This is a genomic window from Clostridium nitrophenolicum (assembly GCF_055391695.1).
Genome location: NZ_AP042469.1, coordinates 2510273 through 2523148 on the forward strand (window position 1 = coordinate 2510273; position 12876 = coordinate 2523148).

The 12876-nt window shown below is 30.0% G+C and carries 10 protein-coding genes and 2 pseudogenes; 10 read left to right on the plus strand and 2 right to left on the minus strand.

Annotation, left to right across the window (positions count from 1 at the left end; translation table 11 throughout):
- Positions 1–279 precede the first annotated feature (279 nt).
- Positions 280–1560: a S8 family peptidase gene (locus tag ACZ5N4_RS11765; RefSeq protein ID WP_464210133.1), complete on the plus strand. Its 1281-nt coding sequence runs from the start codon at positions 280–282 to the stop codon at positions 1558–1560.
- Between the two features lie 224 nt (positions 1561–1784).
- On the opposite strand, the gene ACZ5N4_RS11770 is transcribed toward ACZ5N4_RS11765, so the two are convergent.
- Complete coding sequence (locus ACZ5N4_RS11770; protein ID WP_464210134.1) at positions 1785–2855, minus strand: YncE family protein; 1071 nt, start codon at positions 2853–2855, stop codon at positions 1785–1787.
- 354 nt (positions 2856–3209) lie between these two features.
- Here ACZ5N4_RS11770 and ACZ5N4_RS11775 point away from each other — a divergent pair, with 354 nt between their 5' ends.
- The 6 genes and pseudogenes from ACZ5N4_RS11775 to ACZ5N4_RS11800 all read left to right on the plus strand — a co-directional run bounded on the left by ACZ5N4_RS11775 (position 3210) and on the right by ACZ5N4_RS11800 (position 9059).
- Positions 3210–3749 carry a YqaA family protein gene (locus ACZ5N4_RS11775; RefSeq protein WP_464210136.1) on the plus strand — a complete coding sequence of 180 codons (540 nt, stop codon included), beginning with the start codon at positions 3210–3212 and terminating at the stop codon, positions 3747–3749.
- Positions 3750–4212: 463 nt separating this feature from the next.
- Complete coding sequence (locus tag ACZ5N4_RS11780; RefSeq protein ID WP_464210138.1) at positions 4213–5586, plus strand: MATE family efflux transporter; 1374 nt, start codon at positions 4213–4215, stop codon at positions 5584–5586.
- A 20-nt stretch (positions 5587–5606) separates the two neighbouring features.
- Positions 5607–5885: a metal-sensing transcriptional repressor gene (locus tag ACZ5N4_RS11785; protein ID WP_464210139.1), complete on the plus strand. Its 279-nt coding sequence runs from the start codon at positions 5607–5609 to the stop codon at positions 5883–5885.
- A 175-nt stretch (positions 5886–6060) separates the two neighbouring features.
- Positions 6061–6329: pseudogene (locus ACZ5N4_RS11790) on the plus strand (CNNM domain-containing protein); the annotation flags it as partial.
- Positions 6330–6964: 635 nt separating this feature from the next.
- Positions 6965–7525 carry an NfeD family protein gene (locus tag ACZ5N4_RS11795; RefSeq protein WP_464210141.1) on the plus strand — a complete coding sequence of 187 codons (561 nt, stop codon included), beginning with the start codon at positions 6965–6967 and terminating at the stop codon, positions 7523–7525.
- Positions 7526–7571: 46 nt separating this feature from the next.
- Positions 7572–9059 (plus strand): flotillin family protein, encoded by a 1488-nt coding sequence (locus ACZ5N4_RS11800; RefSeq protein ID WP_464210143.1) that lies wholly within the window; start codon positions 7572–7574, stop codon positions 9057–9059.
- Positions 9060–9220: 161 nt separating this feature from the next.
- Here ACZ5N4_RS11800 and ACZ5N4_RS11805 read toward each other — a convergent pair.
- Positions 9221–9805: pseudogene (locus ACZ5N4_RS11805) on the minus strand (peptide-methionine (S)-S-oxide reductase MsrA); the annotation flags it as partial.
- A gap of 500 nt (positions 9806–10305) precedes the next feature.
- Between ACZ5N4_RS11805 and ACZ5N4_RS11810 the strand changes: the two are divergent.
- The 3 genes from ACZ5N4_RS11810 (at position 10306) to ACZ5N4_RS11820 (ending at position 12831) form a co-directional block, all read left to right on the plus strand.
- A complete protein-coding gene (locus tag ACZ5N4_RS11810) occupies positions 10306–11625 on the plus strand; it encodes a M48 family metallopeptidase (RefSeq protein ID WP_464210145.1) in 1320 nt (439 codons plus the stop codon).
- 163 nt (positions 11626–11788) lie between these two features.
- Positions 11789–12484, plus strand: a complete 696-nt coding sequence (locus tag ACZ5N4_RS11815) for a metallophosphoesterase family protein (RefSeq protein WP_464210147.1) — start codon at positions 11789–11791, stop codon at positions 12482–12484.
- Between the two features lie 17 nt (positions 12485–12501).
- On the plus strand, positions 12502–12831 hold the full coding sequence (locus ACZ5N4_RS11820) for a hypothetical protein (RefSeq protein WP_464210149.1): 330 nt from the start codon (positions 12502–12504) through the stop codon (positions 12829–12831).
- Positions 12832–12876: the final 45 nt, after the last annotated feature.

Consider the following 12876-nt stretch of genomic DNA (forward strand, 5'->3'; position numbering starts at 1 on the left):
TATTTATAGCAAATGTTTATACTAAAGCTTAATACTTTTTAACTAAAGCAGTCTTTTTCGATATGAAGGAGACTGTTTTCTTATATCCTAATTTAAAATATATAGTAAAAAATCAACTGTTAAATAATTATAAACTAAAACAATCTACATAACATCTACATAATTATTATGTATTATAGGTTTATAATAATAAGTTTAGTAGAGATTACCAATGATGTAAATACTCACAAGTAACAAATATTAATTCATTAGCAGTATAAACCTAAAGGAGGACTTTCTATGGTAAAAAGAGTCATTGCAGGGATAACAACAGCATCAGTAGTACTTGTATTAAGTTCGTTATTTACTTATGCAGATATAAAAAATAATATAAATAATCTTAGATATGACAATAACTCCAATAGTATTAATAATCTAGAAAAGGTATCAATAAAGGTAGATTCTAATAACTTTCTAAGCCGATTAAGACATATTCAGATTGTACAATTGTCTAATGGAAAATATATCTTAATATCACATAATATGCAAGAGCAAGATATTCTAGACAAAATTCATAATATAAGAGAAATTCAAATAATCGAAGCACCCCAAAATATAGAGATTGTTAAACCAATACAAAGAACACCTGTAAAAAAAGATTTTAAATTAGGAGAGATAAACGAGAATACTAGCAATGCTGTGAATGACCCAGGTGCAAAATACGAATGGGACATTTCGTATACACAAGCTGATAAAGCATGGGCTTTAATAAATCAGAAAAGAGAAGTGAAAGTAGCAGTTTTAGATACAGGAGTAGATTATACGCATCCTGATTTAAAAAATAGAGTATTAACAGATGAGGGATATAACTTTGTAGATAACAATTACGATTTAATGGACTATAATGGTCATGGAACTCATGTATCAGGAATTATTGCTGCTGAAGCAAATAATAAAGTGGATATAGCAGGCATAGCTGGAAAGCTAGATGTTAAGATTATTCCAGTAAAGGTACTTGATAAAAATGGAGAGGGAGTAACGGACGACATCGCTAAAGGTATAGTATATGCAGTAGATAAGGGTGCCGACGTAATTAATTTAAGTTTTGGAATCAAATCTAAAAGTAAATTAATTGCAGATGCAATAAACTATGCTAAGAGTAAAGGTGTATTTGTAGTAGCTGCTTCTGGTAATGATAATGAAAACAGCGATAATTTTAGTCCAGCTGGTGATGGTGCATTTACGGTAGCTGCAATGAACTATAATTATAAAAAGGCTTATTTCTCTGACTATGGCAACTCTATAAAAGTTGCTGCACCTGGTGTAAGTATACTAAGTACGGTTCCAGGTGGTTATGAGGCATGGAGTGGGACAAGCATGGCGGCACCAGTGGTATCAGGTATTGCAGCTATGATCAAGGCTGAAAATCCTCAGTTATCTCCAAGTCAAATGGAAGATATTTTAGATAGTACTGCTAAGGATATTATGTATAAAGGTAAAGATCAACAATCTGGGTATGGACTTATAGATGCCTATAATGCTATTAAAAAGGTAAAAGAACTAGAAAAGAATAATAAATAATTAACTTAAGATATTGAAATGGCGTAAATTTTGCCTATTAATAAGTTACTAATAGGATGTCTTTATATTTCAAAAGTTTTAGCCTCTTTATATTTGATAAAGAGTATTTAACTTACATTCAAGATAATGTAATTCGAGATATAAATGTAAAGATTAAAGTGAAAACTCAGCACTTTAAGGGTGCTGAGTTAATTTTTAACTAAAGTAAAAAGCTCAATATTTTATTATCTATAGCTTATGCCATTAGGTGTTTTGTCTACTGCAACTGTTGCTATTACTTTATTACTAGTATTATCAATTACACTAACAGTATTATCGTACATATTAGTTACATAAATAAACTTATTATCAGCACTTGTTACTACTCCATGGGCACCCTTACCAGTTTCTATTGTAGCTACAACTTTTTTTGTAACTAAATCAATCTTACTTACAGTATTTGAAGGTTTATCTTCAGTACCTTGATTTGCTACGAAAGCAAATTTATCATCTGGTTGAATGTAAACCTGCGCTGGTCCCACGCCTACAGGTATTTTTTCAACTTTATCTGTAGAAAGGTCGATTATTGCTAAAGCATTTTCACTGTTTACAGTTGCTAAAAGGGTTTTACCATCGCTTGTTATACCAGTAGTTACAGGAGTTTTTCCGACTTTAATTTTCTTTACTTCTTTAAAGTTTGTAATATCCAAAACACTTATAGTATCTTCATTCATATTAGCTACATAAGCGAACTTACTATCTTTGGAGACACGGAAGCCATGAGGACCATTACCAGTAGAAATTTTACCAACTACGTTATAATCTTTTATATCAATTACTGATACATTGTTGTCTTCGTTGTTTGTTATTAATACATATTTACCATCGGATGTAAATACTATGTGAGCAGGGTGCTTACCTACTTCTACTTTTTTAATAAGTTTATTAGTTTCAACATCATAAAATAGTGCTGATCCATTCATACTCATCGTACCATGTTCAGTTTTACCTTTCTCCATCATGACAGCTGAGGTAGCAGCTGCTATTTTGCCATCTGGTGAAACTTGCACATTATGTGGAGCACCATCTACTTTGATAGTTTCTAATACTTTGTTTGTTTTAGAATCTATTTTTGAAATACTTCCACCTTCATTTGCAGTATAATAATAGGAAGTTCTTTGTTCTACCTTGGTCTGGTTAGGGGGTTGTTCATTTTGCTTATTAGTTTGATTTTTATTTGTATTACCACAACCAGATAAAACCAAAGTTAGTGCAGTTATAGTACTCAATGCTTTGAAGTATTTAGATTTAAACATTAATATCATCCTTTCTTGAAATTAACAGTCGTTTCGATAGTATTATTGTAATTAATGCATATGAAGAAATTATGAAGAAGTTATATTATTTATTTAGTAGATACATACAAATGTTATATTTTTAGTTTAACAATTATTATAGATAAAACTAACTATTTTTATTCTATAACCTATCGTGAACTACGTTTGAATAAGTAGTAAGCTTAAAAGTTATTAAGATGTCTCATGCTTTTTTGCATAGGAATATTTTAACTGATCTTATGTAAACTTTAATTTAAGGAAGTAATTAAAAATATGAGTAAAACTTAAGAGTTTCTAAGGATTTAAAGATACTACGTTAAGGAGTTAAGTGATATGGTAAGTTTTTTAATAAACTATGGAATTTTAGGGATTATAATAGCTGCTTTAATCGAGCCAATTTTTATGCCACTTCCTATGGAGGTAGTATTTATTCCAATTGTTATTACAAATACTAAAAGAGCATTTTTGTATTCTTTAATTTTAGTAATTTTCTCTGCAGTTGGTTCTGTTATAGGGTATATAGTGGGTAAAAGCATAGGAAGGAATATTCTAAAAAAGTTAATATCCGAAGAGAATTTAGAAAAGATTGAGGATAAATATAATAAGAATGCATTTTTGGCTATTTTAACATCTGCTTTTACGCCAATCCCATATGAAGCCTATGTGCTTTCAGCAGGTATATTTAAGGTTAACTTTATAAAGTTCATTACATCAGCAGTACTTAGTAGAGCAATACGATATATTCCTCAGGGAATTATTATAAGTTTATATGGAGTGACTTTGATAAATGTAATAAAAAATTACACTATAATCATGGGTATAGCAGTGCTTATGGCTATACTATTAGCTAAATATGCTTTTAAGAGAAAATGAATCAATTAAGATATGGTATCAAAGTGTATATAAGCTTTCCCTTATATTTAGATAGTTAGAATAAGGTTATATGATAACAAATGGGTTAAGAATAAAATCATAGGAGTTTTTGAACTTATATATGTCACAGAGCAGGATTAAGTAAAACATTCTTATATACATATTCTTATGAACTTATAACGCTATTCTTTTAGGTAAATTATCACAGAAATAATGGTTCGCTTATACACAATTGTAATATATTATGAAACATCAAGAGCAGAAATGCTCTTTTTATTTTTTTGTTAAATACCTAATCGTTATGATATTTAGGTAATATAATAAAGTCTTATTCAAACAAATTAATGTAATTTTAGTTTATAACATATCTAAGTTATATAGTAATAAATTGACAATAATCATAGAGAAGATTTATAATTTAAATATCCCCCTGCGGGGGATATTGTAGATGGGAGGAGACGATATGGTTAAAATAAAAAAAAGTAATATTTTAAAAAACTATTTTGATATACAGACGATTAAGATAATTATGCCTCTTGCAATACCAGTAATAATAGAAAATATTTTACAAATTTTTCTTGGAACAACTGATACGTATTTTGCTGGAAAATTAGATTCTAATGCTATCGCAGGTGTAGGTATTACTAACCTTATAATGAATATATACATTGCATTTTTCACTGCTGTAGGAGTTGGGACAACTGCCATTGTTTCAAGAAACATAGGGTTAAATCAAACAGAGAAAGCTGCTGATACAGTTAAGCAATCTATAATATTAACAGTAGTAATTAGTTTAGTACTAGGTGGTATTAGTTATATTTTTGCAAAACCTATTTTAACAGTATTAGGTGCTGAGTCAGAGGTTCTAGTATATGCGTTGCCTTATTTCATGGCTGTTGCTGTACCATCAGTATTTTTATCTTTAATGTTAGTACTATCAAGTGCTTTAAGAGGAGCAGGAGATACAAAGACTCCAATGGTAGTTACAACAGTAGCAAATTTAATTAATATAGTATTAAATTATATTTTAATATTTGGTATTTGGAACTTTAAAGGATTAGGAATATTAGGTGGTGGATTAGCTACTACTATTGCTCGAATGATTGCAGTTATAATACTTCTACTTACTCTTTGTAAGGGGAAAACGGTTATAAAGTTAAATATGTTTGTGAAATGGTCAATAGATAAAAAACTATTATTATCAATAAGTAGAATAGGTATTCCAGCTGGAATAGAAAAATTAATAATGAGAGCTGGTCAATTGGTTTATGGCTCGGTGATTATAGCTTTGGGAACTTCATCTTATGTAGCCCATAATATTGCTGGGACTATAGAAAGTTATTCTTATCTTCCAGCTATGGGGTTTGGTGTAGCAGCAGCCACATTGGTTGGAAATAACCTTGGAGCAAACAAACCAGAAGAAGCAAAAAAATATGCTTTAATATCAAATATTTTATCAACTATGTTAATGGTAATAATGGGTATTTTCTTTTTTATTACAGCACCATTTTTAGCAAAATTATTTACAAGCGATAAAGAAGTACAAGAATTAGTTGTATCAGTATTAAGAATAATAGCATTATTTCAACCATTTTTATCATTAACAATGGTTATATCTAGTGCATTGCAAGGAGCAGGAGATACTAAATTTCCAATGTATTCTACATTAATAGGAATATGGGGAATACGAGTTGTATTTGGATATTTATTTGCCATAATATTTAAGCTTGGATTAGTAGGTATTTGGTTAGCTTATTCCCTAGATATAGTTATAAGAGGTATAATACTGTTATTAAGATTTTTAAATGATAAATGGAAATATATTAAAATTGATTAACGGTTAAAGGAGAATTAAATATGGATAATCATAGTCATAACCATCCAAACCAAAAGCAGATAATAAATAGATTATCAAGGATAATCGGACATGCGGAAGCTATAAAAAGAATGTGTATAGAAGAAAAAGAGTGCAGTGAAATATTAATTCAGATAGCTGCAGTTAAATCAGCACTGAATAATGTAGGAAAAATTATATTACAAGACCACATAAATCATTGCATAATAGATGCTGCTAAAAATAATGATGAAGAAGCGTTAAATAAGTTGAACAGTGCTATTGACAAGTTTTTGAAGTAGAAAAATATTATTAGTATATAATAAGCAAAAGTTTACGTTATACTTATTACGCTGAGGCGCAACATAAATGACGTAGACCTTTTTTAATAAAATATTGAAGAGTCTCATGTTTAGCTATTAATATGAATCCTTTGTTTTCTAAAAAAATATTATTATTGTATTTTTACTTGTATTTATGAACGCTTTTTTTGTTGCCACAGAATTTGCAATGGTAAAAGTACGAAAGTCTAGGATAGAAACATTAGTACTTGAAGGAAATAAAAACGCAAAACATACTTTAAAGGTTGCTAATGATTTGAATTCATACTTATCCGCTGTCAGCTAGGAATAACTTTAGCATCATTATGTTTAGGATGAATAGGAGAACCTGCTATTTCAGATATTCTAAATCCGATGCTTAATCTATTTCATCTATCAGAAAGTGCTGTACACTCAATTTCGTTAAACGAAAGAGTCTCGCGTGCAATTTAAAAAATGCGTATGAAATATTAGTGTTAACAGAGGATGATATTAGAGAATCGGGAACTCACGAACAGCTTATGCATAAAAAGGGTATATATGCTTCTATATATAGTTTACAATTTGAACAAGTGTCATAATAAATTTTAAAGGTAATATCAGTGGCAATTTACAGTTAAATACTTAAAATGTTTGTATTTTCAAAATAAAACTGTTTTTTCTCAAAAGGAAAAAACAGTTTTATTATTTTGGAAAAAGAAAAGTACAGTTACAGCTGGGTTTTTAGCCTATTTTATTGCCAATGTTCATAAATATAATATAGAGAGTGATATTTAGCATTAGTGAGCGTAAGTTAGAAAACACAACTTAATTCTAATATTTAATTGTTTGCCTATATAGATTGCCCAATACAACCTATTAAGGATTTGATTTAAATGTAATACGTGGTATAATAAGGTACAATACATAATAAGTTATTGAATAACGTATTATGTATTGCAATTAGCAAACATACTTATAATCTATATGGCCATTTAGTAAATATATATTATGTAATGATCAGTATAATTTTAAAATAAAACTAAAAATGTTATACATAGGGTATGAAGGAGGGTTTTTTTATGGAACATGTATATACTATTGTTTTTTGGGTAGGGGTTATATACACCTTGGTAACATTTTTATTAGGAGGTTTATTTGATTTTATTCATATTGAGGGGCATATTGATACACATGTTGACACTCATATTGATACTCAAGGTTCAGGACATACACTCACGGTTTTCCCATTAAAACCTATAACTATAGTTTCATTTATCACTATATTTGGTGGTGCTGGAATTATGGGGAACCACTATGGACTAAATGCAATATATACATTTATATTGGCAGTTGTTTCCGGTATTATGGTTTCATTTATATTATATAAATTTCTAGTAGTACCACTTTATAAGGCACAAAATACAAGTGCAGTTTCCCAGGATAAGCTTATAGGAATGAAAGCTATAGTTATATCTCCAATATTAGAAAATGGATTTGGAGTTATATCATATATTGTCAACGGAAATAAATATAATGCGCCTGCACAGCATATTGGTAAAAAATCAATATTACAAGGAGAAGATGTAATTATATATGAAATTAAAAATAATGTATTTTATGTTCAACCTTTAAATGAATAAATTAAAATTTATTAAATAAAAAATATAATAAAAAGGGGAGAGAAATATGTTCGACATGTCAATTATGATTGTTCCTGTAATCATTGTGGGGGTCATTATACTTTTAGCATTGGGTGTTTTCTCCATGTGGAAAAGAGTACCTCAGGACAAAGCATTGGTTGTTACAGGTCTTAAAAAGAGAGTCATTACTGGTGGTGGTGGATTTGTAATACCAATGTTAGAAAGGACAGACAAAATATCACTAGAAAATATGGAGATTGAAATAAGTATTGATGGTGCTTTAACCGGTCAGGGAGTAGGAATTGCAGCAGATGGAGTTGCTGTTGTAAAGGTAAAATCAGATACTGATTCAATTTTATCTGCTGCAGAGCAATTTAATACATCAAATGGAATGCAGCATACTCTTCAAGTTATTGTACACACAACAAAGAATGTCCTAGAAGGTAAGCTTAGAGAAATTGTTTCAAAAATGACAGTAGAAGAAATATATAAAGATAGGGAAATGTTTGCATCTCACGTTCAGGAAGTTGCAGCAATTGACCTTGCACAAATGGGACTTGAGTTAAAGGTTTTAACTATTAAGGATATTTCAGATAAAAACGGTTATTTAGAAGCTCTTGGAAAACCAAGGATTGCGGCAGTTAAAAGAGATGCTCAAATAGCAGAAGCAGATGCAGCAAAAGAAACAAAAATTAAAACCTCAGATGCAATTAGAGAAGGAGAGGCTGCTAGGATTTTATCAGAAACTCAAATTGCTGAATCTGTAAAACAAAAGGAATTAAAAGTACAAGCGTATAGAAAAGAGCAAGAGCAAGCCAAAGCTATATCAGACCTGGCATATGAAATCGAATCTAATAAGGTTAAGAAGGAAGTTACTGAAACACAGATGCAGGTAGAGATCACTAAAAAGCAGAAGGAAAAAGAACTTGCAGATGCTACAGTTCAAGTAGAAATTACCAAGAAGGAAAAAGAGATTGAACTTGCTGAAAAAGAGGCTGCTAGAAAAGAGAGAGAACTTGAAGCTACAGTTAAGAAACAAGCAGAAGCGGATAAATATAGACAGGTGCAAACAGCAGATGCAGTTAGATATAAGGAAATTGCGGATGCAGAAGCAAGAGCAAGATCAATTGAACTAGAAGGTAAGGCAAAGGCAGATGCTTTAAAACTTCAAGGTATGGCAGAAGTAGATATAATAAGAGAAAAAGGTAAAGCAGAAGCAGAGGCTATGATGAAAAAAGCAGAAGCATTTAAATTATATAATGATGCTGCTATGGCTCAAATGATTATAGAAAAATTACCTGAAATTGCAAAGGCTATTTCTGAACCATTATCCAAAACTGAAAAGATTGTTATTGTTGATAGTGGTACAGGAGAAGGAAAAGGTGCTTCAAAAGTCACTGGTTATGTTACTGATATTATGGCACAGCTTCCTGAGGCAGTAGAGGCATTGACAGGTGTAAAAGTTATGGATTTCCTAAACAAAGGTTCATTAAAGAAAAATGAAAAATCAAAAGATGGAGATGTGACAAAATAGATTAAGAAACTTATTTCATTCTACTAAAGCCAAGAATTCTGTTTATAAAAAAATCAGCCCTTAGATTAGATATTAAATTTTAAGTAAAAGTGACCTTAGGTATATTTATTAAGGTCACTTTTATTTAATGAATTCTATATTTACAATAATTTTATTTTAGCTTAACATTTAAGAATGTTATCTGAAGATTTATTATTTAATAAAAGTAGCTTTACAATAGGGTTATCCCAATTAAATTTTGCCGCAGAATCCTTTATATCCTCTACAGTTCCGTAACCAGCAATATAAGAGTTTAAGCGGGCAGCTTCTGTAGAATTTATAAATTCCTTAGCTGAAGGATATTTGTTTCTAATTTCCATAGATAATGCAGTTTCAAGCTGTAAGTAATATTTTTGATGGTACAGTTCTGCATAATAAAATGTAGACAGAGGTAGAATTTCTGTATAAATTTTAGTTTTTAAATTATTTTCCAAAGCATTTTTCATATCTAAAGCCATAGATTTTTGAGATTCATTAGCGTAAAATATAGCAGATTTATACTGTGTAGAATAAGGCTGTCTAGTCGGGTTATGATTTTTCCAAAACATGTCCAGAATTTCTTTATAAGAAAGCTTATCCATATCAAAGTCTATTTGTATTGTTTCGGTGTGATCGCCTAAATCACGATAAGTTGGATTTAATTTTTTTCCTCCGCAGTAACCGACTCTTGTAGATAATACCCCATTTAAATGTCCAAACTTGGCATCTGGTCCCCAGAATCATCCAAGAGATAGTGTAGCAGTTTCTATACTATTTTTTAATGTCATATTTTAAGCACCTCCAAAGTATTTTAAATTTACATAATATATAAATGTATAATTAATAATTACAGTGTCAATTCATCTTAGTATCTTCATTTTACTATATAATATTCTTTATATATAGGTTAATGGGGCTGAAATTTTATATAGATACTTTTCTTTGGTACTCAGCTTACTAGTGGTATTCATAGCTGTACAACTTCCATACTGTTAATAATTTTAAGTCTAAGCAGGCATCCAAAATCTGTAATTTTGAGATGATTGCTTACACAGCGTGCTGATTTGGAGTGAATCGCTTACTCAGTGAGTACTTATTCGACGACAGGAGAAGGAGTTTCATATTTAAAATATAATAATATATAAAATGTGAGAGAATGATGAGGATAAAGAAAAGATAACTAGCATATATTAAAAATATACTAGCAAGGACATTTATGGGGGTAATAATGAAGAAGGAACTTACGGTATCAATAATTATATTTATATGTTTAATGATTGGATTTTTATTTAGTGTAAAAATTACTGAAGAGCAAAATAATAAAAATTTAGTTCAAAACTATACATATTCATCAGAGTACAGAAAGGACAACGGAGATTATAGCCAGATTGCCAAGCCATCAGAGAAGTCTATAGAATATCAACAAAAAAAAGTAGCGGTATGGGTTACAAGAATAATTTTAGGCATGATTATTCCAGCTGTATTCATATTTTCTGGATTCTCAAGTTCTATAAGAAATTGGGCACAAAGTAAAAGCAGTATGCTTTTGACAACTATTATATTGTACTTTGTATTGTACTATACAATAAGCTCACTATTGACTATTCCTTTAGATTATTACAGTAGTTATGTGCTTAAACATGCCTATGGTCTTTCTAATCAAACCTTTGGAAAATGGGTTAGCGATTTTTTTAAGAGTTATAGTATTGGAATACTGTCAGGTGCGCTATTCATTTGGATTCCTTATTTACTAATTAGGAAGTCGCCAGACTATTGGTGGTTACAGTTAGGAATATTAATAATTCCAATAATATTTTTTGTAACTTTTATTTCACCAGTATATATTGATCCTCTTTTCAATAAATATGAAAAGATGCAAGATACAGTGCTGGAGCAGAAAATTTATGATGAAATAAGTAAAACAACTATTGGGAATTGTAAAGTCTATCAGATAAATAAAAGTGTAGATACAAAAGAAATGAATGCTTATATGACAGGGGTACTTAATACTAAAAGAATAGTTCTTTGGGATACAACAATTAAAAATCTTAATCAAAGAGAAGTGTTATGTATTGTAGCTCATGAAATGGGTCACTACCTAATGGGACATGTGTGGAAGGCAATAATCTTTGCAGGAGCTTCCTGTATATTAATTCTTTATTTAATTAATAAAAGTGCAGTTTGGATATTAGATAAATCTGGAGGGGTATTTGAATTTACTAAACTTCATGATGTAGCATCTCTTCCTCTTATAATATTGCTCGTAAATATTTTTATATTTGTGGCTACACCATTGTCTAATGCTTATTCCAGATATACGGAAATGGAAGCAGATAGATTTGAATTAGAACTTACAAGAGATAATGAGGCATCAATATCATCAACTATTAAACTTCATGAAGAAAGTCTCATATTGCCAACTACAGGAGTGGTATATAAACTTTGGAACTATACTCATCCAACTTTTCAAGAAAGAGTGGAATTTGCAAGTAAATACAAGCCTTGGGAGGAAAACAAACCTCTCAAATATAAAAAATATATAAAATAGTATAGGGGTACTTGGCCGAAAGTTAACTTAATATCCCTTTATATAAGTTAACTTTCTAGTTAATTTCTCCATAGATAGCTAATTCTAAAACTAAAATTTTGCTATTTATAATGATGTTTTGTGGTATAATTTACAATATAACCTACAGATGGGAGGCGGAGCTATGAAAATAGCGGTAATTTCAGATGTACATGGTAATTTAGAAGCATTAAAAGTTGCATTAGAAAGTATTGAAAAATCAAAGGTTGACACAATAGTTTGTTTAGGGGACTTAGTCGGATATGGACCTTATCCCAATGAAGTAGTTGAACTCATTAGAGAGCAAAGAATAATGAACATATTAGGCAATTATGATGCAGCAGTTTTGGAAGAAAAGTTTAATTACATAAGAGATAATGAAGTAAATAAGTTTTGTATGCCTTGGGCAGCAAAAGAGTTAAAAGAAGAAAATAGAGCATATTTAAGATCACTGCCTAGACAAATAGTATTGGAATTTGAGAATAAGAAGATACACTTTGTGCATGGAAGTGTAAGAACAATAAATGAATATTTAAAGGAAGATTCTAGAGAAGCGGAAGAGGTCATGGGAATATTTGAAGGGGATATTTTAGTATGTGCGCACACTCACATACCATATAAAAAGTTTTACGGTAGTAAACTTTTGTTAAATGATGGAAGTATAGGTAAGCCAAAGATTGGAAGACCTAATGGCACTTATTTAATAATAAATATAGATAAAGAAAAGGTTGAGAGTGAGATTGTTGAATTCACTTATAATTATGAAAAAACAGCAAGGGCAATGGAAGAAAAGAAAATACATGATAACTGTATAAATAGCATAAGAACTGGAGTAGAATAAGGTTTGGAGGGGAAATCATGGAGAATAATAAAATTTTTAAAGGACTCTATATGAATGCTATGCTGCTGGAAGACAGATTGAGAATTGCTCAAAATAAAGGTTTCACTAATAAAAATTTGGAGGAATCTTATGATGAAATAATGTTTGAAGATATGGATTTACATCACATAGAGTTTGCACCAGCAAAGTCAATAATTATTCAGGGATACTTACATATTCCATTTAATAAAAAGTTAACACTTACAAGTATTTTTAAAGGAAAAGCTAAGGAATTAAAAATTTGGTTTAATAAAGATGGGAATGAAGATTTCGAGGAGTTAAGAGAACTTCTCATGGAAAAAAGATAGAATAATAAAAAGAAAGGTATACATCAAAAAAATTGTATACCTTTT

Bases quoted from the DNA above. Each gene is read 5' to 3' on its own strand.
- ACZ5N4_RS11765 (WP_464210133.1), top strand. From the start codon at position 280: ATGGTAAAAAGAGTCATTGCAGGGATAACAACAGCATCAGTAGTACTT.
- ACZ5N4_RS11770 (WP_464210134.1), bottom strand. From the start codon at position 2,855: ATGTTTAAATCTAAATACTTCAAAGCATTGAGTACTATAACTGCACTA.
- ACZ5N4_RS11775 (WP_464210136.1), top strand. From the start codon at position 3,210: ATGGTAAGTTTTTTAATAAACTATGGAATTTTAGGGATTATAATAGCT.
- ACZ5N4_RS11780 (WP_464210138.1), top strand. From the start codon at position 4,213: ATGGTTAAAATAAAAAAAAGTAATATTTTAAAAAACTATTTTGATATA.
- ACZ5N4_RS11785 (WP_464210139.1), top strand. From the start codon at position 5,607: ATGGATAATCATAGTCATAACCATCCAAACCAAAAGCAGATAATAAAT.
- ACZ5N4_RS11795 (WP_464210141.1), top strand. From the start codon at position 6,965: ATGGAACATGTATATACTATTGTTTTTTGGGTAGGGGTTATATACACC.
- ACZ5N4_RS11800 (WP_464210143.1), top strand. From the start codon at position 7,572: ATGTTCGACATGTCAATTATGATTGTTCCTGTAATCATTGTGGGGGTC.
- ACZ5N4_RS11810 (WP_464210145.1), top strand. From the start codon at position 10,306: ATGAAGAAGGAACTTACGGTATCAATAATTATATTTATATGTTTAATG.
- ACZ5N4_RS11815 (WP_464210147.1), top strand. From the start codon at position 11,789: ATGAAAATAGCGGTAATTTCAGATGTACATGGTAATTTAGAAGCATTA.
- ACZ5N4_RS11820 (WP_464210149.1), top strand. From the start codon at position 12,502: ATGGAGAATAATAAAATTTTTAAAGGACTCTATATGAATGCTATGCTG.